The 18,939-nt window shown below is 63.9% G+C and carries 20 protein-coding genes; 12 read left to right on the top strand and 8 right to left on the bottom strand.

The features are described 5' to 3' along the window. The first annotated feature begins 147 nt into the window (after positions 1–147). Complete coding sequence (locus tag C476_RS12195; RefSeq protein WP_008013385.1) at positions 148–621, top strand: twin-arginine translocation signal domain-containing protein; 474 nt, start codon at positions 148–150, stop codon at positions 619–621. Positions 622–915: 294 nt separating this feature from the next. On the opposite strand, the gene C476_RS12190 is transcribed toward C476_RS12195, so the two are convergent. After that, a complete protein-coding gene (locus C476_RS12190; protein ID WP_008013383.1) occupies positions 916–2,028 on the bottom strand; it encodes a pyridoxal-phosphate-dependent aminotransferase family protein in 1,113 nt (370 codons plus the stop codon). 129 nt (positions 2,029–2,157) lie between these two features. Beyond that, a complete protein-coding gene (gene eif1A, locus C476_RS12185) occupies positions 2,158–2,448 on the bottom strand; it encodes a translation initiation factor eIF-1A (RefSeq protein WP_008013381.1) in 291 nt (96 codons plus the stop codon). A 126-nt stretch (positions 2,449–2,574) separates the two neighbouring features. On the opposite strand from eif1A, the gene C476_RS12180 reads away from it, so the two are divergent. Then, positions 2,575–2,754, top strand: coding sequence for a DUF7470 family protein (locus C476_RS12180; protein ID WP_008013379.1), 180 nt, complete (start codon positions 2,575–2,577; stop codon positions 2,752–2,754). Positions 2,755–2,806: 52 nt separating this feature from the next. Continuing rightward, positions 2,807–3,067 carry a hypothetical protein gene (locus C476_RS12175; protein WP_008013377.1) on the top strand — a complete coding sequence of 87 codons (261 nt, stop codon included), beginning with the start codon at positions 2,807–2,809 and terminating at the stop codon, positions 3,065–3,067. 21 nt (positions 3,068–3,088) lie between these two features. Here the strand turns inward: C476_RS12175 and C476_RS12170 are convergent, their stop codons facing one another. Together C476_RS12170 and rnz are read right to left on the bottom strand one after the other, a co-directional pair. Next, positions 3,089–5,065 (bottom strand): DUF460 domain-containing protein, encoded by a 1,977-nt coding sequence (locus tag C476_RS12170; protein ID WP_008013374.1) that lies wholly within the window; start codon positions 5,063–5,065, stop codon positions 3,089–3,091. Between the two features lie 66 nt (positions 5,066–5,131). Beyond that, the gene (gene rnz, locus C476_RS12165) at positions 5,132–6,076 is read right to left on the bottom strand and encodes a ribonuclease Z (RefSeq protein WP_008013372.1); all 945 of its coding nucleotides are present in this window, start codon (positions 6,074–6,076) and stop codon (positions 5,132–5,134) included. Between the two features lie 401 nt (positions 6,077–6,477). On the opposite strand from rnz, the gene C476_RS12160 reads away from it, so the two are divergent. The 3 genes from C476_RS12160 to C476_RS12150 are packed head-to-tail and all read left to right on the top strand — an operon-like array spanning position 6,478 to position 9,109. After that, the gene (locus C476_RS12160) at positions 6,478–7,575 is read left to right on the top strand and encodes a DUF7282 domain-containing protein (protein ID WP_049911808.1); all 1,098 of its coding nucleotides are present in this window, start codon (positions 6,478–6,480) and stop codon (positions 7,573–7,575) included. A gap of 39 nt (positions 7,576–7,614) precedes the next feature. After that, on the top strand, positions 7,615–8,622 hold the full coding sequence (locus C476_RS12155; protein WP_008013366.1) for an AAA family ATPase: 1,008 nt from the start codon (positions 7,615–7,617) through the stop codon (positions 8,620–8,622). Positions 8,623–8,671: 49 nt separating this feature from the next. Further along, a complete protein-coding gene (locus C476_RS12150; RefSeq protein ID WP_008013365.1) occupies positions 8,672–9,109 on the top strand; it encodes an acyl-CoA thioesterase in 438 nt (145 codons plus the stop codon). Here C476_RS12150 and C476_RS12145 read toward each other — a convergent pair. Beyond that, on the bottom strand, positions 9,103–10,200 hold the full coding sequence (locus C476_RS12145; RefSeq protein WP_008013363.1) for an RNA methylase: 1,098 nt from the start codon (positions 10,198–10,200) through the stop codon (positions 9,103–9,105). The two genes, C476_RS12150 and C476_RS12145, sit on opposite strands and share 7 nt — an antisense overlap. A gap of 129 nt (positions 10,201–10,329) precedes the next feature. On the opposite strand from C476_RS12145, the gene C476_RS12140 reads away from it, so the two are divergent. Together C476_RS12140 and C476_RS12135 are read left to right on the top strand one after the other, a co-directional pair. Further along, on the top strand, positions 10,330–10,890 hold the full coding sequence (locus C476_RS12140) for a TATA-box-binding protein (RefSeq protein WP_006671604.1): 561 nt from the start codon (positions 10,330–10,332) through the stop codon (positions 10,888–10,890). A gap of 430 nt (positions 10,891–11,320) precedes the next feature. Beyond that, the gene (locus C476_RS12135) at positions 11,321–11,746 is read left to right on the top strand and encodes a DUF7344 domain-containing protein (RefSeq protein ID WP_049911804.1); all 426 of its coding nucleotides are present in this window, start codon (positions 11,321–11,323) and stop codon (positions 11,744–11,746) included. A gap of 4 nt (positions 11,747–11,750) precedes the next feature. Here C476_RS12135 and hisG read toward each other — a convergent pair whose 3' ends face one another. Continuing rightward, positions 11,751–12,611 carry an ATP phosphoribosyltransferase gene (hisG, locus tag C476_RS12130; protein WP_008013337.1) on the bottom strand — a complete coding sequence of 287 codons (861 nt, stop codon included), beginning with the start codon at positions 12,609–12,611 and terminating at the stop codon, positions 11,751–11,753. A gap of 142 nt (positions 12,612–12,753) precedes the next feature. On the opposite strand from hisG, the gene C476_RS12125 reads away from it, so the two are divergent. Next, a complete protein-coding gene (locus C476_RS12125; RefSeq protein WP_008013335.1) occupies positions 12,754–13,029 on the top strand; it encodes a hypothetical protein in 276 nt (91 codons plus the stop codon). On the opposite strand, the gene C476_RS12120 is transcribed toward C476_RS12125, so the two are convergent. Continuing rightward, on the bottom strand, positions 13,021–13,398 hold the full coding sequence (locus tag C476_RS12120; RefSeq protein ID WP_008013334.1) for an SHOCT domain-containing protein: 378 nt from the start codon (positions 13,396–13,398) through the stop codon (positions 13,021–13,023). The two genes, C476_RS12125 and C476_RS12120, sit on opposite strands and share 9 nt — an antisense overlap. Before the next feature lie 401 nt (positions 13,399–13,799). Here C476_RS12120 and C476_RS12110 point away from each other — a divergent pair, with 401 nt between their 5' ends. Further along, a complete protein-coding gene (locus C476_RS12110) occupies positions 13,800–15,197 on the top strand; it encodes a permease (RefSeq protein WP_008013327.1) in 1,398 nt (465 codons plus the stop codon). A 105-nt stretch (positions 15,198–15,302) separates the two neighbouring features. On the opposite strand, the gene C476_RS12105 is transcribed toward C476_RS12110, so the two are convergent. Next, entirely contained in the window at positions 15,303–15,500 is a 198-nt protein-coding gene (locus C476_RS12105; protein ID WP_008013325.1) for a CopZ family metallochaperone, read from the bottom strand. A gap of 126 nt (positions 15,501–15,626) precedes the next feature. On the opposite strand from C476_RS12105, the gene C476_RS12100 reads away from it, so the two are divergent. Both C476_RS12100 and C476_RS12095 read left to right on the top strand, forming a co-directional pair. After that, positions 15,627–16,214 carry an AsnC family transcriptional regulator gene (locus C476_RS12100; RefSeq protein WP_008013324.1) on the top strand — a complete coding sequence of 196 codons (588 nt, stop codon included), beginning with the start codon at positions 15,627–15,629 and terminating at the stop codon, positions 16,212–16,214. Positions 16,215–16,298: 84 nt separating this feature from the next. After that, positions 16,299–18,902, top strand: a complete 2,604-nt coding sequence (locus C476_RS12095; RefSeq protein WP_008013322.1) for a heavy metal translocating P-type ATPase — start codon at positions 16,299–16,301, stop codon at positions 18,900–18,902. Positions 18,903–18,939 lie beyond the last annotated feature (37 nt).

The following is an 18,939-nucleotide window of genomic DNA, read 5'->3' as shown; positions in this document are numbered from 1 at the left end:
GCGAATTTGAAGCCTCGAGGCTCGTCCTCGCGGTACGTCACGTCCCATTCAATAGTTCGTAGTAGTCCTATTGTGTGGTATGTATTGTCATAACACTCTAGCGGAAGAAGGTACCAATTTTTATGTTACGAGGCTAAACATCCGATGATGGCACAAGATAATCCAGTTTCGCGGCGGACAGCGCTGAAGCTGACGGGTGCGGCCGCATCGACGGCTCTCGTCGCTGGCTGTAGCGGTGGCGGCAACGGAAACGGTAACGGCAACGGCAACGGCGGCGGCAGTGATGGTGTCGAGATCGAATCCGGTACGGAGGTCGACTTCAGCGGCCAGACTACCCACTGGGAGGGTCTCTCCCCGTCCTCGATCGAGGGCGCACAGAACCCGACGCTCATCCTCCAGGAAGGCGAGGAGTACACGTTCGGCTGGTCGGAAGGCGACGGCGCCAACCATAACCTGGAGATCCGGAACAGCAACGGCGAAATCGTCAACGATCTCACGACGGGCGACCCAGTCGCAGAACCCGGCGACGACCAGGTCCTCACGTTCGAGGCCAGCAGCGAGATGGCCACGTATAACTGCGACCCCCACCCGCAGATGGAAGGGGAAATCGTCGTCGAATAACGACTGTCGATTGCTGCTCCTGACCGATTTTTCTTTTCTATACTAAAGAAACGAGGGCGAGTACCCCGCGCCACCGGGCGCGGGGGTGAAGCCCGACACTCGGCCAACATATCATCATTCTTCTATTCCGCCCTGACGGCTGCGTCGCTGCGATATTTCCATTCGTTGATCGCAAGAACACTTACAGCACGCAGCGAGCCAGCGTCGTCCCGCTGTCTCTCTCACCCGCGGATGGACGGCGAGATTCGAGTCGCGTAATCGAACGCAATTCGAGACCGGACGCTCGAGCGTCGCTTACAGGTCGGCGACGTCCTCGATGGCGTCGGTGAGTTCCTTGATACTCTCTACGTCGTGTTCGCCCATGTGGCCGATGCGGAACGTCTTCTCGCCGAGCTGTGAGCCGTAGCCATTCGAGAAGACGAAGTCATACTCCTCGCTGACGGTCTCGATGGTTTCCGCGACGTCGATCCCCTGCGTGTTCTCGATACAGCTCACGGTCTGGGACTCGTAGCCCTCTTCCGGGAACATATCGAAGTGCTCGCGGGCCCACTCTCGGGTGTACTCGGCCATCTCGCGGTGGCGCTGGTCGCGGGCCTCGTGGCCCTCCTCGAGCATGTGTTTCATCTGTTTGCGGTAGGCCAGCATGATCGGGATCGCGGGCGTCGAGTGGGTCTGCCCTTTGCGCTCGTAGTAGTCGATCGTCCGCTGGAAGCCGCCGTACCACGAGGCGGAGTCTTTCTCGAGTTCGCGCTCGTAGGCGTCGTCGCTGACGACACAGATGGCCAGGCCCGGCGGCATGGCGAAGGCCTTCTGTGAGGAGGCGAAGATCACGTCGATGTTGTGCTCGTCGATGTCGACGAAGTCGCCACCGAGCGAGGAGACGGCGTCGACGACGAAGTAGGTGTCCGGATACTCGGCGACGACGTCGCCGATCTCCTCGATCGGGTTGCGCACGCCCGTCGAACTCTCGTTCATCACGGTCGCGACCACGTCGTAGTGCTTGTCGCTTTCCTCGAGCGTCTCACGGATGTCCTCGGGCTTGATGGCCTCGCCCCACTCGTACTCGAGGCGGTCGACGTTTTTGCCCAGTCGTTCGGCGACGTTGGCGTGGCGCTCGCTGAAGCTGCCACAGGTCGGGACGAGGATGTTCTCGTCGACGAGGTTGAGCGTCGACGCCTCCCAGAACTCCGTCCCCGAGCCCGTGAGGATGACGACCTCGTTGTCGGTGCCGAGGAACTCTTTGGTGTCCTCGACGATGGTCGTATAGAGGTCCGTCATCCGGTCCATGCGGTGGCCGAACATCGGCTCGCACATCGACTCGATGACGTCGTCGCGGACTTCGGTCGGCCCCGGGATATACAGCTTTTTGTCGGGATAGTCGTCTTTGTATTCCTGTTTCTTGGTCACGGAAACCACCTAAGTACGGTCCACTGGGTCGCGAGGTAGTATGGTACTTTTGATACCGCACCGGAGACCAGCCGGTGGTTGAACTTCAGCAACTGCGTTCAGGGTGAAGCCACGCAAAACGAGCGTCGATTACTGAATATGACCTTCGCGGCGGAGCTGATCGGCCTCGCTTTTCTCGTAGCGCCAGGTGATGTCGGCCTTTTCGTCCTGCCAGTCCCAGGGCTCGACGAGGACCACGTCGTCTTCGCGGATCCAGATGCGTTTTTGCATCTTGCCGGGAATGCGTGCGGTGCGCTCTTTCCCATCGGCACAGCGTACTTTCACGCGATTCGCCCCGAGCATGTTCGTGACGGTCGCAAAGACCTCGTCGTCCTCGGGCATCCGGAGGTTCTTCCGACCGCCATCTCCGTCGTCGCTCATGGCCGCGGCTTCGCGTTCAAGCGGTTTAACCCTTTATTGTCTTTGTCCGTTCGCGAGTCCGATCGACTGACTCGAGCAGGACAAGGAACCACGCTGCTTATTTCGCTTGGCTCTCGACGCGTGGATATGTTCCGAAATCTCGGTGCGGTCGGCGTCGTCGGGCTCGTGCTCTTGCTCGCCGGCATCGCACTCGTCGCGTACGAGAGTCTCTTGATCGCCGCGGGAATGGCACTCATCCTCGCCGGCCTTGGACTGGTCGTTAAATCACTTATCTCGGGGATGCTCCAGAGCTTCGGGATGTTCTGATCGACTCGAACACTGGGTCAAGGGTTTTGCCCCTACGTCGCGTATCGACCGTATGGAATACACGCTCCAGTACTACGATCTCGTCTTGAGCGGTATCGGAGCGAGCCTCGGCCTCGGAGTCCTCATCGGCTACGCGACGACCGTCTCGTTTTTCCTTGCGGTCGTCAGCTTCGGCGGCGTCGCGATCGTCTTTATCACCCACGCGCTGTTCATCAACGGACCGGTCGACGACACCGAGGACCTGACCGAGGAAGTCGCGCTCGAGGAGGTGCCACAGGTGCTGTCGCCGATGGAACCCGGTCCCGAATCGTAATGGACGGCGACTCGAACCCTGTCAGACCCCGTTGTTGCCGGCGCGGTGCTCGCTGATGAGCTGGTCGACCATCGCGGCTTTCCGATCCCGTTTCCGGGCTTTGGCGCGGTCGTGCCAGTCGTCGATGACTGCCTCGACGTCGTCCTCGCGGGCGACGGCGAGTTCGTCGACCTCCTGCATCGCGACGTCGTCGGCGGGTCCGACAGGGATCTCGGCCTCGAAGAGGATCTCGTCGGCGATCTCCGAGAGGCCGCCGTCTTTGAGGATCACGCGGGGGTCGAACTCGGCCATGAGTTCGGCTGTCGAGCGGCCCGCGCCGCTTGCATCACGAATGTAGACGACATCGCCGCTTGCGATGCCATACTGGTCGTCGGCCTCGCGGATCGCGCCTTTCGTGAACTTCTCGACGACCTTGACCGGGACCAGTCCCTCTTTCTTCGCGGAGACGTCACTGAAGTTCGAGTGATCGAGCTTCCAGAGGGCCTTCATCCGTTCGACCTTCTTCTCGAGTTTTTCGACCTGCTCGCGGGCCTCGTCGCGTTCGAGCTCGAGCCGGTTTGCCTTTCGTTCCAGGCGGCTCACCTCGCGGTCTTTGCGAACTTCTTTGCGCTCCTGACGGCGGGCACCGCTGAGGCTGTTCTCGAGTTCGTTGATCCGTTCGTCGCGGTCCTCGAGTCGCCCTTCGAGGGTATCGACGTGTGATTGCAGCCGTTCGACCTGGCGCTCGAGGGAGTTGATCCGCTTTTCTTCGGCGGTGAGCTCGCGGGGCTCGTGCTCGGTCGCGTCATCGTCGCTGTCGCCCTCGTCGTCGCGCAGGTCCCGCAGGACGGCTTCGACGCTTTCCTCGCCGGCGACGACACGGGCGGTGACTTCGCCGCGGTCCATCCCTGGCGGGAGTTTGGCGGCGATGCGCTCGAACTGGTCTTCGTGGGCGTCGAGGGCATAGAGGGCGGCGGCCATCGCGTCGCGCTGGTGGTCGTTCTCATAGTGATGTTCGCGCGTGCGATGTTGTTTCTCGTCGATCGGCAGGTCCCGCGTGGGCGTCCAGGCGGCGGCGTCGAAGCTCCGGCGGAACTTCTCGACGGTCTCGGGGATCGGCGTCACGTCGGCCGCGACGATGATCGGCCGGCCGCGCTCGACGATCCACTCGATCACTTCGGCGGTGTCGCTGGTTCGGGAACTCCAGACGTCCAGCACTTCTCCCTCGAGGCTCACGATGGCGACGGCGGTCGTCGTCCCGGGGTCGATCCCGACGATGACGTGGTCGCGGCGTTTGACCAGCGGCCGAAACTCGATCCCGTCGCGGCGTTCGCGTTCGATCTCGACGCGGACATCGCCCGACCGGTTGCGCGAGACGGGGATGTCGCTCGGGCGCGCTTCGACGGTGAAGACGGCGTTGGCGAAGCCGCCGTAGGCCTCGCGGACGTCCCGCTCGTACTCGAGATTTGCCTCCTCGAGTGCCGACTCGACCTCGCGGGCCCGTTTCCGCACGGAGCCGTGGATGCGGCGGGTGTAGCGGTCCTCACTCCACCCGCCGCTGCCGGTCGAACGGCCCCGGGAGACCTTGACCTCCGTCGTGTCGGTAAACGCCGAGACTTCGTGGCCGACGTTGTGGGCGGCCAGCCGGGCTGCGGCCTCGGCCTCTTTCATCGGCTCTTTGCCGTAGGGGATACCGTGGCGTTTCGCGACGCGAGACAGCGGCTCCGGTTGTTCGGCACCTGTCACCTGGACGAGCCGCGTGTCGGCAGGCAACGAGCCAAGAAAGTGGATCAGTTGGTCCTTGTCGGCGGCGAGTTCGTACATATTGTCGGTCGCGACGATCGCCGGCTCCTCGTCGTCGATCAACCGCCTGAGTTTCCGGTGGGAGACGACGTCCCGGCTGACATCGTCGCCGTCGTAAACCGCCAGTGCGTACGATGGCGCGTCACCGCGCACGTCACCGCTCTGAATGTCGACACCGAAGACGACCGCATCGAGCGCACTCGTTCGCGTACTCACAGGGGCCTCTAGGAACGAGTCAGCTATAAATCCGGCGCGGAATTTCGGGTCGGGTTACCGGCCCGCTTACGCGTCGTCGCTGTCGGGATATGGAATCTCGAGTTTCTGCCCGTCGTCGGGGACACAGACGTTCTCGGCGTCGCCCGCGAAGACCTCGCGAGCCTGCTCGAGGTGGTCGCCCGCGTACCCGGCGTAGCGCGACGAGATGTGCATCAACGCGAGCCGGTCTGCACCGGTCCGGTTGGCGATCTCGGCGGCCTGCCGGGCCGTCGCGTGGGCGGTGTCGGTCGCCCGATCGGCCATGTCGTCGGCGAACGTCGCGTCGTGGATCAACAGGTCGGGCTCGTCGGCGACCTCGATCGTCGCCGCCGTCGGTCGCGTATCGCCGGTGTAGACGATCGACCGGCCGGGCCGGGGCTCGCCGACGACCTGCTCGGGCTCGACGACGGTGCCGTCCTCGAGTTCGACTGATTCTCCCTTGTGGAGTTTCGAGAACTTCGGCCCGACAGGGACGCCCAGTTCCTCGGCGTGTTCGCGGTCGAAGCGGCCCTTGCGGTCGTCCTCGACGAGCGCGTAGCCGACCGACCGAGTGTCGTGGTCGGTCGCGAACGCGCGAACCTCGTACTCGTCGGCGCGGTAGGCGACGTCGCCGTCGCCGACCTCGTTGATCCGCACGGGAAACGAGGGGCGGTTCCCGAGAGCGTTGACCAGCGACTTGAGCTGGCGGCGCGTGCCATGGGGGGTGTGAATCGCCAGCGGCTCAGTGCGGTCGTTGAAGGCCATCGTCTCGAGCAGCCCCGGAATCCCGAGGACGTGATCGCCGTGGAGGTGCGTGACGAACAGGTGCGAGACCGAAAACCCGGTCCCAAAGCGCATCATCTGGCGCTGGGTTCCCTCGCCGGCATCGAACAACAGTCCCTCGCCCTCACGAGCGACGAAGACGCTGCTCGGATTCCGTTCGGTCGTCGGAATCGCTCCGGCCGTCCCCAGAAACGTCACGCGCAGTGGCATCGGTCCATGCTCGGCGGGCCGTAGCTAAACCGGCTTCGATCGTCCGTGTCCCTGAACTGTGTCTCCATGCCCGTCGGCTCGAGCGAGCCGGTTTCGGATACCGTTACTGTGTCGGTGTATATACTAGAATTGTCAAAAACTGCTGTATAGCGGTCTCTCTGAAGAGCACCATCAGTTCGGACATGGCGTCCGGCACTCGACTCGTCAATTATTCACCTCCCATTGACCAGAACAAGCGTTCTATGACTCTATCTTGGTAGGCAGTGCCAACCAATCTGTCGGCTGCGCTTACCAGCCGACGGATCGTCCGGGTCGCACTTGTTGAACTATGTTACCGACCTGCAAACAGTCAGCGCGTTTTACGGTCGTCGAACCCGAAGTCAACCGTGACGGTACTCCCAATGAGCTCGAGAGCGACGTTCGGGACGCTCAAGCAGATCGGTGCCATCGTGATCGCGATCGCGATCGTCATCGCGGCCGGGATCCTCGTCGGTCAGGCACCCGCCATCTTCGGCGTCGAGGAACAGCCGGAGGCATCGATCACGTTCGACGACCAGCGGGGCAACGGCACCAGCGTCACCATCCAGGACGTGACGCTTTCGGACGGCGGCTACGTCGTCATCACCGACGGCAGTGACCAGCCGCTTGCCGTTTCAGATCGGCTCGAGGCCGGCACACACGAGAACGTGACCATCGAGCGCGAGGACGGCGCGAGCCGTGATCTCGTCGGACAGCTTACCGCGACGGTCCATCAGGATACTTCCGGGCAAGCGGGCTATGCCTACGAGGCCACGGACGGTGAGGAGGATCAACCGTACCTGGAGGACGGGTTCCCGGTCAGCGACACCGCGACGGTGTTAAGCGGCGACAGCGGGGTCAGTAATTCGTTCGTCGTCGACTCGATCGACGCGCCATCGGCGGCGACCACGAACGAGACGATCTCCGTGAGCGCCCAGATCCGCAACCCGACGACGTTCCAGGCCCAACAACCGGTCGAGGTTCGAATCGGCGGGGCCGTCTTCGCCCGACAGGTGTTCGAACTCGAGAGCGGCGAAGTCCGGAACGTGACCTTCGAGGTGGAGACGAACGGTGCACCAGCCGGTAACCAGTCGATCGGCGTCTACACCGAGGACGATGGCGAACTCGGTCGGATCGACCTCGAGTTCCACACCGACCCGGTCGTCGCGGTCGACGCTGCGAGCAACGACAGCGTGACGGTCTCTGCGGCGACTCCCGAGGAGGGATTCGTCGCCCTCGAGCGCGATGGGACGGTCCTCGGGACGAGCGAGCGACTCGACCCCGGCGAGCATGGAAACGTCACAATCGACCTGCCGGCCGACACGTCGATCGCCGCAGACGACGAACTGACGGCGACTCTCTATGCAGGTACCCCGGACACCGTCGACGCGGCCACCCCGATCGAGTCCAGCGGCGAGCCAGTACAGACGGTGTTCACGTTCGGGGCCGTGGCGGACGAGCCCGGTGACGGCGAGGAGTAATCGACCGATTCTTACCCGGCCCGACCCTACTCGCTGGCGATGGACGCGCCGCTGTGGACCGAAACCCACGCCCCGGAGCTGGCCGAGTTGCCACAGGACGACGCTCGCGAGTACCTACAGCGAGCCGTCGAGGAGCCACTGAATCTCCTCCTGCAGGGGCCGCCGGGAAGCGGGAAGACGGCCGCAGCGCGCGCACTGGCCCGTGAGGCTCACGACGATCCGGACAACGACTTCGTCGAGATCAACGTCGCCGACTTCTTCGGCCGGACCAAAACCGAGATCAAGAACGACCCCCGGTTCGAGCACTTCCTCGTCGGCCGCTCGTCGCTGTCCAAACGGGACATGATCAACCACGTCCTCAAGGAATCCGCGAGCTACGCGCCCGTCTCGGGTGGGTACACCACGATCTTACTCGACAACGCTGAGAACGTCCGCGAGGACTTCCAGCAGGCGTTGCGCCGGATCATGGAACAACACCATCGGACGACCCAATTCATCGTCGCGACGCGCCAGCCCACCAAGCTCATCCCACCGATCCGCTCGCGATGTTTCCCCGTCTCGTTTCGCTCGCCGACCAGCGACGAACTCGTGACCGTCCTCGAGCGGATCGTCGAGCGCGAGGGCGTCGAGTACGACGCCGACGGCCTCGAGTTCGTCGCCGGCTACGCGGACGGCAACCTCCGGCAGGCGATCCTGGCGGCCCAGACGACCGTCGAGGACGAAGGCGAACTCACGATGAGTGCGGCCTACGAGACGCTCGGCGACGTCGGCCTCGAAGACGAGATCGAGTCGATGCTCGACGACGCCGAGGCCGGCGCGTTCACCGACGCTCGGTCGACGCTCGACGACCTGCTCGTCGATGAGGGCCTCGACGGTACCGAGGTGCTCGAGTCGATCCTCGGCGTGGCCCGCAAGCGCTACCAGGGCCCACAGTTAGCCCGAATCCACCGGCTCGCCGCCGATGTCGAGTTCGAACTCCACGAAGGAACCAGCGACCGGATTCACGTTTCGCATCTGTTGGCCGAACTGGGTCGCGACGCCAACTAGAACAGCACGACCGAAGCACCTTTCTCCGCGCTGTGGGTGAACACGCTGTATGCCAACGGTTCGTGAGACGCACATCGAGAATCGCTTTCGCGTGCAGCCAAACCACGCAAACAGCAACGGCACGCTCCACGGCGGCAACCTGATGAAGTGGCTCGACGAGCTCGCCGGCATGGCAGCGATGCGGTTCGCCGGTGAGACCTGCGTCACCGCACAGGTCAACAGCCTCGCGTTCGAACGCCCGATCCAGATCGGCGACACGGCACTGGTCGAGGCCTACGTCTACGACGCGGGGAAAACGAGCGTCCACGTCGCATTACGGGCCAAACGCGAGAATCCACGAACCGGCGAGACTGAAAAGACGACCGAATCCTCGTTCACCTTCGTCGCGATCAACGAGGACGGCTCACCGGTTCAGGTTCCCGATCTCACCGTCGAAACGGACGAGGGTGAGCGACTCAGAAAGCGCGCGCTCGAGGCCGACTACTGACACCGGCCTGCTTCCTCGAGTACCATCACGTACCGCGTCAGCGAGCGATGCACGCGGCGCTCGAAGGCCGACTCGATCTCCCAGCCGGCCGTTCGCGCCTCACTCGCCCACGACCGGTCCGCGACGACGACCGCTCGCGGGGCCACCCGCCGCGCTTCGGCGAGGGCACCCGCAACGAGGTCCTCGAGCCGGTGGGTATCGATCTTCGACTGGCGGCCGTAGGGGGCGTCGAAGACGACGCCGTCGACCGCATTGTCGACCAGCGGCAGTCGGGTCGCGTCGCCGCGGCCGACGTGCCAGGTTCCGCGGTCGCAGCCGGTCGGCGAGGGCTCGTCGCGCTCGAGGAAGTGCCGGAGGTTCGTCCGCGCGCCGTCGGCCATCTTCGCCTGCGCGTCGGTCCCGATCGCGTCCGCACCGACGAGGCCGGCCTCGACGAGCACGCCGCCGGTGCCACACATCGGGTCCAGAATCGTCGCCCCCGGTCGTGCGCCGGCGATGTTCGCAACGGCGCGTGCGAGCAGGGGATCCATGCTGCCGGGCTGGAAAAAGGGCTTGTCCGTCGGGGCACGCGTCCCAAAATCGCGGACGCTCTCGGCTTCGAGCCAACCCAGCGCACAGACGGAGACCTCCTTTCCCGTAGGGGCGTCGCCGTTATCCTCGAGCGACTCGAGCACGCCGTCGTCGTTGCTCTTCTCGAGTGGCCCCGCAGCAAAGACGGCCCGCAGACAGTGGTCGGGGTCGTCGAGATCCACCGCAAAGCCGCGATCGACCAGTACTTGTCCCAGTTCGCGTTCCGCGTGCTCGGTGCTTACGCCGCTGGTGCCGTGGACGTCGGTCGCACGCACTGCGACCGTCCCTTCCCGGTCGATCGCAGCGGCCTCGAGGATGGCGCGTGCGCTCGCGAGATCGGCGTCACCTCGGCCAACGAGTTCGCTGGCACGATGGGTGTAGGCGAGCCCGCGAACGTGTGCGGGAACGATCGCGTCGGCGACGGCGAGGCCGGGTGCGATCCGGTCGACGCCGGTCGCGGCACTTTCCGCTTCGCGGGCCGCGAACGCATCGTCCTCACCGCCTAACTCGAGCAGGTACACGGTCGTTGGTGGCCGTCCCTCGCGTATGAGGCTGCCGTTTTCTCCGCTCGATACCGGTCGTATAAACCGGATATATCAGGTGGCGGCACCAACCTTTATAAACCTTAAATACGTCTTTTTAAGCGACTAATGACGGATCCGAAGGACACCATCAACATCGAAAACGTGGTGGCGTCGACCGGTATTGGACAGGAACTCGATCTCCAGAGCGTCGCGATGGACCTCGAGGGTGCCGATTACGACCCCGAGCAGTTCCCCGGTCTCGTCTACCGAACCCAGAATCCAAAATCCGCCGCGTTGATCTTCCGATCGGGGAAGATCGTCTGTACCGGCGCGAAAAGCACCGACGACGTCCACGAGAGCCTGCGGATCGTCTTCGACAAACTTCGTGAACTCCAGATTCAGGTCAACGAAGACCCGGAGATCGTCGTCCAGAACATCGTCACCTCGGCAGATCTGGGCCGCAATCTCAACCTGAACGCGATCGCCATCGGGCTTGGCTTAGAGAACATCGAGTACGAACCCGAGCAGTTCCCGGGGCTCGTCTACCGCCTCGACGAACCCGAAGTCGTCGCCCTGCTGTTCGGGTCGGGCAAACTCGTCATCACCGGCGGGAAAAAGCCCGAAGACGCCGAACACGCCGTCGACAAGATCGTCTCCCGCCTCGAGGATCTGGGGCTGCTCGAGTAACGCCGTCGGGTCACTCGAATCGGCGCCACCAGCGCCCGCTCGTTCATGCTGCCGGCCATCACGGAATCTCCCGTGATCGCACGTGAGTCGCTGTCGCCGATGGCACGGGGCGACAGCTGTGATCGGTCCCATCCGAGCCCGTGTCGATAGTCTCGGCGATGTGTCGTCGATGATCGACCGCCGTCGGTCTCGTCCTGTTACCGTCTTGTGTGCTGATGAATCTGGAGCAGCGAGAGATCGCCGCCCGTGACTGTTTACGAACGTCGTTCCTATCGGATTCACCACTAATACTCTGAATAACCCTCGCTTTATCCGAATTATCGACCGTTCATTCTGCCCGTAGAGCGGCTGACTCGCCTGAATCGGGCCACATTCACTGAAACGACCGACCGCGTTTATCCGGTGTCTGATCCCTGACTCTCACGTGCCAATGACGATCCACTCAGATCGGTCGCTCGCCGTTTCGGACCGGTTTCCGCTCGGTAACAACGGCGTTCTCGGCCGTCGTTCGCTTCCGCGTGAGACGATCGATCGCATCGTCGATAATGACCGCCGTCGGGAGGTACTGCGCTGCGTGCTTGCGGCCGACGAGCCGGTTTCGGTCCGGCGGCTGGTGGCGACTCTTGCTGACGCCGAATACGATCCGACAGTCGGGACGCCCATTCACCAGCTTCGCCAGCGGATCCACGTCTCGTTGTGTCGGACGCACCTGCCGCTGCTCGCGGAACACGACATCGTGCGCTATGACCCGGCGCAAAACCTCGTCGCGCCGGGGGAACACGCATCGGCGTTCGAATCCCTGCTCGAACTCGACTCCGAATCGTCCGAGCAACCGATCGCCGCCCGGCTCGAGTAGGGGCCTACTCGACCAGACGCTCGATCTCGGTCACCAAAATATCGCTCGCGCCGGCCGCTTTGACGTCCGTAATCGTCTCGAAGACGTCCGTCTCGTTGACGACGGCATGGACCGCGACCTTCCCTTCGTCGTCCATTTCATCGGCGATGTCCATGACCGTCGGTCCGCCAAGCCCTGGGATGACGTCGCGGACGTCGTCGAGTTCGGCTCGTGGCACGTTCATCATCAGGTAGCGCTTGCCCTCGGCGTCTTTGACCGAGGACAGCGCGGTCCTGACCTCTTCTATTTTCGGGTCCTCTACGACGTCGTCACGGCCGAACAGCCGCACCGAACTCGAGAGGACTTCGTCGACGATGGCCAGCCGGTTCATCTTCAGCGTGGTGCCGGTGCTCGTGATGTCGACGATGGCGTCGGCCATCTCGACGTGGGGGGTAAGTTCCGTCGCGCCCGAAACCTCGACGATGTCGGGTTCGACGCCGGTGTCGGCAAAGAAATCGGCGGTGATGTTCGGGAACTCGGTGGCGACGATCTTGCCCGCCAGATCGTCGACGGACGTGATGTCCCCGTCTTCGGGGGCTGCCAGGACGAGCCGACAGCGTCCGAACTCGAGGTCGAGCAACTCCTCGACGTTGTCCACGCGGGCCTCACAGACCTGATCGAAGCCAGTGATGCCCAAGTCGGCCGCGCCGTCGGCGACGTACTCCGGGATGTCGGCCGCGCGGGCGAACAGCACAGTGACGTCGGGATCGACCGTGTCGGCGTAGAGTTTCCGGTCGGCTCCGTTCTCGAGATGGAGCCCCGCCCGCTCTAAGAGATCGATCGTCGGCTCGTGCAGGCGGCCCTTGTTGGGAACGGCGATTCGCATATGCCCGCTCTTGGGTGTCGGCGGGCAATTGTCTTTTCATCGGGGCAAACGGTCGCCACCGTCGACTGGACAGTCACGCTCGAGGCGCGGGTCGGTGACGCCGACCGCTGTTCCTTTCATCGACGTGTGCCTAGCCCGGCGTATGCTCGGTTCGCGAACCGCAACCGCTGTGGTGGGGCTGCTGGTGAGTCTCCTCGTGAGTGCCGTCCTCTGGTGGCGGTTCAATACGGTCGCGGTCTTTCTGTTCGTTCCCTTCGTTCCGTTTCTGTTCGGTCGGTCGGGACGAACGTCATCGGAACCACCGGTTCGAACGTGTCCCGTCTGTGGGTTCCAAACACGTGATCCGGCGTACGAGTACTGTCCACGCGACGGGACGGCTCTGGAGACGTCACACGCTGGCGAGTCGCCCTCAGCGTGAGCGATCCCGCTCGAGCGTCTCCCGGCGCTGTTCGTACTCCTCGTCGCTCAACTCGCCGCGGGCGTACGCGAGGCGAAGTTCCTCGAGTGCCCCATCGGAACCGTCGCTCGAGCCTGCAACAACTCGGTAGAGCAGATAGCCGGCACCGACGATAGCGGCGACGAACAGCAGTTGCAGCAGGACGCTGGCGAGGGGCAGCCAGCCGGGTGCCGTTCCACCGCCCCACGTTCCGTGGCCCCACATGCCGCCCATCATCGGACCGAAGCCCATCATTCCGAACCCCATAAAGACCATCGGCAGCACAACGAGGACGCCGATGGCGATGAGGACGATCGTGACGAGTCGTGTCTCTGTCGTGTTTGCTGCCATGATGGCTCACTGGTGACGGATCGGACCGTCTCCATGAGAAGATACGGTCTCCCGACTCAATGCGGTTCCCCCTTCGAATCCAATGTCCGCGAGCGACCGTGTGCCGACGGCGTTTGTTCATCATGATCCGACTGTCCTGATCGAACTGTCAGTCATTGAACTTGACATTCGCGGGTGTCCGCTGCGTGCTCGCGGTTCTGTGGGGGGCGTCGCGTCTGGTCGGTACAGTGGGTCGGGCGAGCGAGGGCTGTCTCGACCTGGCGAGAACTCGAGCGGCCACGGATTCGCGCTGACATTCAAACTCTGACCGTCCGATCACTTTCGACCCACTCGCTCGAAACGGTAGCGACGCCGTGTTTCGAAGGGCAACCGCAATAGCCGATCCATCCGATAGACTATGTATGGTGGTAACACCTCTCGAAGGAGTTCTCGAGTCACTCCGGATCGGGCTCGGGTTCCTCTGGACGGCAGCCTGGGCGATCATCATGGGGCTCACGATTACGAGCCTCGTACAGGTGTACGTCTCGAAGGAGCGAATGGCGCGGGTGCTCGGGGACGACGACCTCTCGAGTCTCGCAAAGGCGACGGTGTTCGGCGCGGCGAGTAGCGGCTGTAGCTTCGGTGCGGTCGCCATCGGCAAGGGGCTGTTCGCAAAGGGCGCACACGTAGTGAACTTCCTTGCGTTCATGTTCGCGTCGACGAACCTCATCGTCGAGCTCGGCCTGATGATCCTGATCCTGCTGGGTTGGGAGTTCCTCGTTGCGGAACTGCTCGGTGGACTCGTCCTTATCGCAGTCATGGCGCTCATCGTTCGGCTGACCCTCCCGGAGACGCTGTTCGACGACGTTCGTGCGGAACTCGTCCAGCGCGAGCACGACCACGGCGACATGGTGGACCCGACGTGTGGGATGGAGGGATCCGACGAACACACGATCGTCACTGACGGCGGCGAGACGCTGCAGTTCTGTTCCGAGGGCTGTCTCGAGACTTATCGGCAGCAGACAGCGGGCAGCGGCACGTGGAACGACGACCTCCGCTCGTGGGGTGGCTGGTACAAACTCGGGAACCAGTACCGCAAGGAGTGGTCGATGATCTGGACGGACGTCGTCGCGGGCTTTCTCATTTCGGGGTTCGTGATCGTGTTCGTCCCACAGTGGGTCTGGAACGCGCTGTTCCTCGAGGGCGATAGTCTCTTGATCACCGCCGAAAACGCGATCATGGGCGTCGCGATCGCCGTCATCAGTTTCGTCGGGAGCATGGGCAACGTCCCGTTCGCCGTCGCGCTCTGGGGCGGCGGCATTAGCTTCGCTGGTGTCATCGCGTTCGTCTACGCCGATCTCATCACGATTCCGGTTCTCAATGTCTACCGGAAGTACTACGGCTGGGCGGTCATGCTCTACATCCTCGGCGTCTTCTTCGTGACGATGGCCTTCACCGGGTTTCTGATGGAACTGCTCTTCGACGCGCTCGGCATCGTCCCGAACCTGGCTGGCGGCGAGACGGCGACCGAGCAGACGTACTTCGCGGTCGACTACACCTTCTATCTCAACCTCGTCGCGTTCGCACTGTCCGGCTTTCTCCTGTACGTCTACCGCCGCGGGCTCGGCGCACCCGGCCAGTACCGCGATCCAGTGTGTGGGATGCGTACCGATGACGATGGCCCGAGCGCCACGTACGACGGCGAGACCTACTACTTCTGTTCGGGCACCTGTAAACGCGCGTTCGAGAACGAGCCTGCCGAATTCGCGGACACCTCGCCGCACATTTCGGATGCTGACCAGTCACACGAGCACCACTGATACGGACGGCTGTCAGTCGGTACCGGCATACCACGCGATAGCCGTGGGTGCGCGGACCAGTGAAAAACTAGTGCTTCGGTCGCTCAACTCGAGGCGGTGTGGTGTCTACGCCGACGCGTCGTAGCCGGCCTCGTCGACCGCGTTGACGAGGTCCTGAGTCGCCGCGTCGCCCTCGACGGTCGCCTGCGCTGCGTCCCGATCGACGTCGACCGACTGCACGCCCTGGACGTCCTCGAGGGCGTCTTCGACGCTCTGTTCGCAGTGTTCACACGACATTCCTTCGACGGTGATCGTCTGACTCATACGAACGTGTATGGACGCCCGATCTTTGTGCATTACTACTTTCGATCCAAAACTGAGCCCGATCGAAACGTTCGATCCGAAAGTAGTTGTCGCTACGTTCTTTGCTCTCAAGGCCCAACCGGTGGTATGCGCGACCTCGACGAGACTGACATGGAGATCCTGCGGCTGCTGGCCGAGAACGCGCGCCGTCCGTACAGCGAGATCGCCGAGCAGGTCGGGCTTTCCGGGCCGGCCGTCTCCGACCGGGTCGACCGCCTCGAGGAGGCAGGCGTCATCAACGGCTTCACCGTCGATGTCGACCAGTCACAGCTTCGGGCAGGCGTTCCGGTGTTCGTTCGGGCGACCGTTCCGCCGGGTGCTGTCGGTGCGTGCAAGGCAGCGCTCGTCGACGCCGATGCGGTCGAACACGTGTTTGTCACCGCCGACGGCGACTGCTGGTTCTACGCACGGGCCCAACTCCAGCGGGTCCACGAGTGGCTCGAGGGGCTGTTTCCCGTCGACGGCGTCGACTATGACGTGACGCTGATCGACGACGCCGAATGGACGCCGTCGCTCGACGGAGCGGCGTTTGCGCTCACCTGTGTAGAGTGTGGCAACACCGTCGACAGCGAGGGTGAGTCGACCCGTATCGACGGCGAGATGTACCACTTCTGCTGTCCCTCTTGTCGGAGCCGGTTCGAACAGCGATACGACCGGCTCGAGGAGGGTGCATGAGTTACGATTCCAAAGAAATAGAGTTCCGAGACTTTGCGTTCTGACCAGTAAAGTGGGTAAGGCACCACTCCCTAGTAATCAGTAATGAGTACCCGGACCGCACACCTGGACATCCGGGGCATGAGTTGTGCGAACTGTTCGCAGTCGATCAACAGTGCCCTGGAGTCTACAGACGGCGTACGCGAGGCGAGTATCAACTTCGCCACCGACGAGGGAACCGTCGAGTACGACCCTGAGCAGGTGTCACTCGCCACGATCTACGAGACGATCGACGACGCCGGCTACCACGCCGAGCGCGCGAGTCGGTCGATCGGCATCACGGACATGAGCTGTGCGAACTGCGCCGAGGCCAACGAGACGGCACTCGAGTCCGTCCCTGGCGTCATCGACGTCGAGGTCAACTACGCGACCGACGAAGCCCAGGTCGAGTACAACCCCGTCGACGCCTCGCTCGAGGACCTCTATGCGGCAATCGAGAACGCGGGCTACATGCCCGTCCGCGAGGAGGCAGGCGACGATAGCGAGGGGCAGTCGGACCAGGAGCGCCGCGACGCGGCGCGACAGGCCGAAATCCGCAAGCAGCTTCGGCTGACGCTCTTCGGCGCGGTGCTGTCGGCCCCGTTCCTGTTCTTCCTCGCGAACAAGTTCCTGCTCGGCGGGGAGTTGCTGCCCGAGACGGTCTTCGGCGTCAGCTTCGGCTGGGTCGAGTTCCTGCTCGCGACGCCGGTCTACGTCGTGCTCGGCCGCGAGTTCCTCGCGAACTCGTATACGGCGCTCGTCAAAAACCGGACCGCCAACATGGACGTGCTGATCGCGCTGGGCTCGTCGACGGCCTACATCTACAGCCTCGTCGTCCTGCTTGACCTCCTCGCGGGGAACCTCTATTTCGACACCGCCGCGATGATCCTCGTGTTCATCACGCTGGGCAACTACCTCGAGGCCCGCTCGAAGGGCCAGGCCGGCGATGCGTTGCGGAAGCTGCTCGAGATGGAGGCCGAGACGGCCACGCTGGTCGACGACGACGGCACCGAGCGAGAGGTGCCACGCGAGGATGTCGCGGTCGGCGACCGGATGAAGGTCCGGCCGGGCGAAAAGATCCCGACTGACGGCGTCGTCGTGGACGGCCAGTCCGCGGTCGACGAGTCGATGGTGACTGGCGAGTCCGTCCCCGTCGAGAAGGAGGACGGCGACGAGGTAATCGGCTCGACGATCAACAAAAACGGCGTGCTGATCGTCGAGGCGACGAAAGTCGGCGCAGACACCGCCTTGCAGGGGATCGTCCAGACTGTCAAGGAGGCCCAGGCGCGCCAGCCGGAGATCCAGAACCTCGCGGATCGCATCTCGGCGTACTTCGTCCCCGCGGTCATCCTGAACGCGACGGTTTGGGGGCTTGCCTGGTATCTCTTCCCCGAGCCACTGGCCGGCTTCGTCGGTGCGCTCCCGCTGTGGGGACTGGTCGGTGGCGGTCCGGCCGCGCTCTCGGCGTTCGAGTTCGCGATCGTCGTCTTCGCCTCCGCCGTCCTGATCGCCTGTCCCTGCGCGCTCGGGCTGGCGACGCCTGCCGCGACGATGGTTGGCTCCACGCTGGGCGCACAAAACGGCGTCCTGTTCAAGGGCGGTGATATTTTGGAGCGCGCGAAGGACGTCGACACCGTCGTCTTCGACAAGACTGGGACGCTGACGACCGGCGAGATGACGCTGACCGACGTGGTCGCCCTCGAGGGCAAGGCTGCGGCGGCAGACGGCGGCGAGACGGCGACCGACGGTGGCACGCTGACCGCCCGCCCGTCCCTCGAGGACCACGAGGTGCTCCGCCTCGCGGCCAGCGCCGAGCGCAACAGCGAACACCCGCTCGCACAGGCGATCGTCGAGGGTGCCGAGGAACGCGGCCTCGACCCGGTCACCCCCGACGAGTTCGAGAACATCCCCGGACAGGGCGTCCGGGCGACCGTCGAGGGCCGCGAGGTGCTGGTTGGCAACCGGCGGCTGCTCGAGGGCGAAGGCGTCGACCCTGCGCCTGCCGCCGACGAGATGGAACGGCTCGAGCGCGAGGGCAAGACCGCGATGTTGGTCGCGGTCGACGGCGCGGTTGCGGGCGTGGTCGCGGACGCCGACACGGTCAAGGACAGTTCGGCCGACGCGGTCGCGGCCCTGCAGGAGCGCGATCTCGACGTGATGCTCATCACCGGCGATAACGAGCGGACGGCCCGTGCCGTCGCCGAACGGGTCGGGATCGACCCCGACAACGTTCGTGCGGGTGTCCTCCCCGAGGACAAGGCCGACGCGGTCGAGGACATCCAGTCCGGGGGTCGCAAGGCCATGATGGTCGGCGACGGCGTCAACGACGCGCCCGCGCTCGCGGTCGCGTCCGTCGGCACTGCTATCGGCTCGGGGACCGACGTGGCCATCGAGGCAGCGGACGTGACACTGATGCGCGACGACCCCCTCGACGTGGTGAAGGCGATCCGGATCTCGCAGGCGACGCTGGACAAAATCAAGCAGAACCTCGTCTGGGCGCTTGGCTACAACACCGCGATGATCCCGCTTGCATCGCTTGGCCTGCTCCAGCCCGTGCTCGCGGCCGGTGCGATGGCGCTGTCGTCGGTGTCGGTCCTCTCGAACAGCCTGCTATTCCGCCGGTACACGCCCGACCACGACTACCGGCTGTTCGGGCGGTTCCGGCGCTGACCGGCTCGAGTCGACCGCGTTCGGGCTGTCAATCCAG

Origin of the sequence: Natrinema limicola JCM 13563, assembly GCF_000337475.1 — an archaeon.
Taxonomy (GTDB): domain Archaea; phylum Halobacteriota; class Halobacteria; order Halobacteriales; family Natrialbaceae; genus Natrinema; species Natrinema limicola.
The sequence above is the reverse complement of the archived record's forward strand: the minus strand, read 5'-3'. Positions and strand labels throughout refer to the sequence as shown.

Coding starts and splice junctions, on each gene's coding strand:
- C476_RS12125 (WP_008013335.1), top strand. CDS start 12,754: ATGCTCGGTTCGCGAACCGCAACCGCTGTGGTGGGGCTGCTGGTGAGT.
- eif1A (WP_008013381.1), bottom strand. CDS start 2,448: ATGAGCGACGACGGAGATGGCGGTCGGAAGAACCTCCGGATGCCCGAG.
- C476_RS12110 (WP_008013327.1), top strand. CDS start 13,800: ATGGTGGTAACACCTCTCGAAGGAGTTCTCGAGTCACTCCGGATCGGG.
- C476_RS12180 (WP_008013379.1), top strand. CDS start 2,575: ATGTTCCGAAATCTCGGTGCGGTCGGCGTCGTCGGGCTCGTGCTCTTG.
- C476_RS12135 (WP_049911804.1), top strand. CDS start 11,321: ATGACGATCCACTCAGATCGGTCGCTCGCCGTTTCGGACCGGTTTCCG.
- hisG (WP_008013337.1), bottom strand. CDS start 12,611: ATGCGAATCGCCGTTCCCAACAAGGGCCGCCTGCACGAGCCGACGATC.
- rnz (WP_008013372.1), bottom strand. CDS start 6,076: ATGCCACTGCGCGTGACGTTTCTGGGGACGGCCGGAGCGATTCCGACG.
- C476_RS12175 (WP_008013377.1), top strand. CDS start 2,807: ATGGAATACACGCTCCAGTACTACGATCTCGTCTTGAGCGGTATCGGA.
- C476_RS12105 (WP_008013325.1), bottom strand. CDS start 15,500: ATGAGTCAGACGATCACCGTCGAAGGAATGTCGTGTGAACACTGCGAA.
- C476_RS12160 (WP_049911808.1), top strand. CDS start 6,478: ATGAGCTCGAGAGCGACGTTCGGGACGCTCAAGCAGATCGGTGCCATC.
- C476_RS12100 (WP_008013324.1), top strand. CDS start 15,627: ATGCGCGACCTCGACGAGACTGACATGGAGATCCTGCGGCTGCTGGCC.
- C476_RS12150 (WP_008013365.1), top strand. CDS start 8,672: ATGCCAACGGTTCGTGAGACGCACATCGAGAATCGCTTTCGCGTGCAG.
- C476_RS12155 (WP_008013366.1), top strand. CDS start 7,615: ATGGACGCGCCGCTGTGGACCGAAACCCACGCCCCGGAGCTGGCCGAG.
- C476_RS12195 (WP_008013385.1), top strand. CDS start 148: ATGGCACAAGATAATCCAGTTTCGCGGCGGACAGCGCTGAAGCTGACG.
- C476_RS12140 (WP_006671604.1), top strand. CDS start 10,330: ATGACGGATCCGAAGGACACCATCAACATCGAAAACGTGGTGGCGTCG.
- C476_RS12095 (WP_008013322.1), top strand. CDS start 16,299: ATGAGTACCCGGACCGCACACCTGGACATCCGGGGCATGAGTTGTGCG.
- C476_RS12120 (WP_008013334.1), bottom strand. CDS start 13,398: ATGGCAGCAAACACGACAGAGACACGACTCGTCACGATCGTCCTCATC.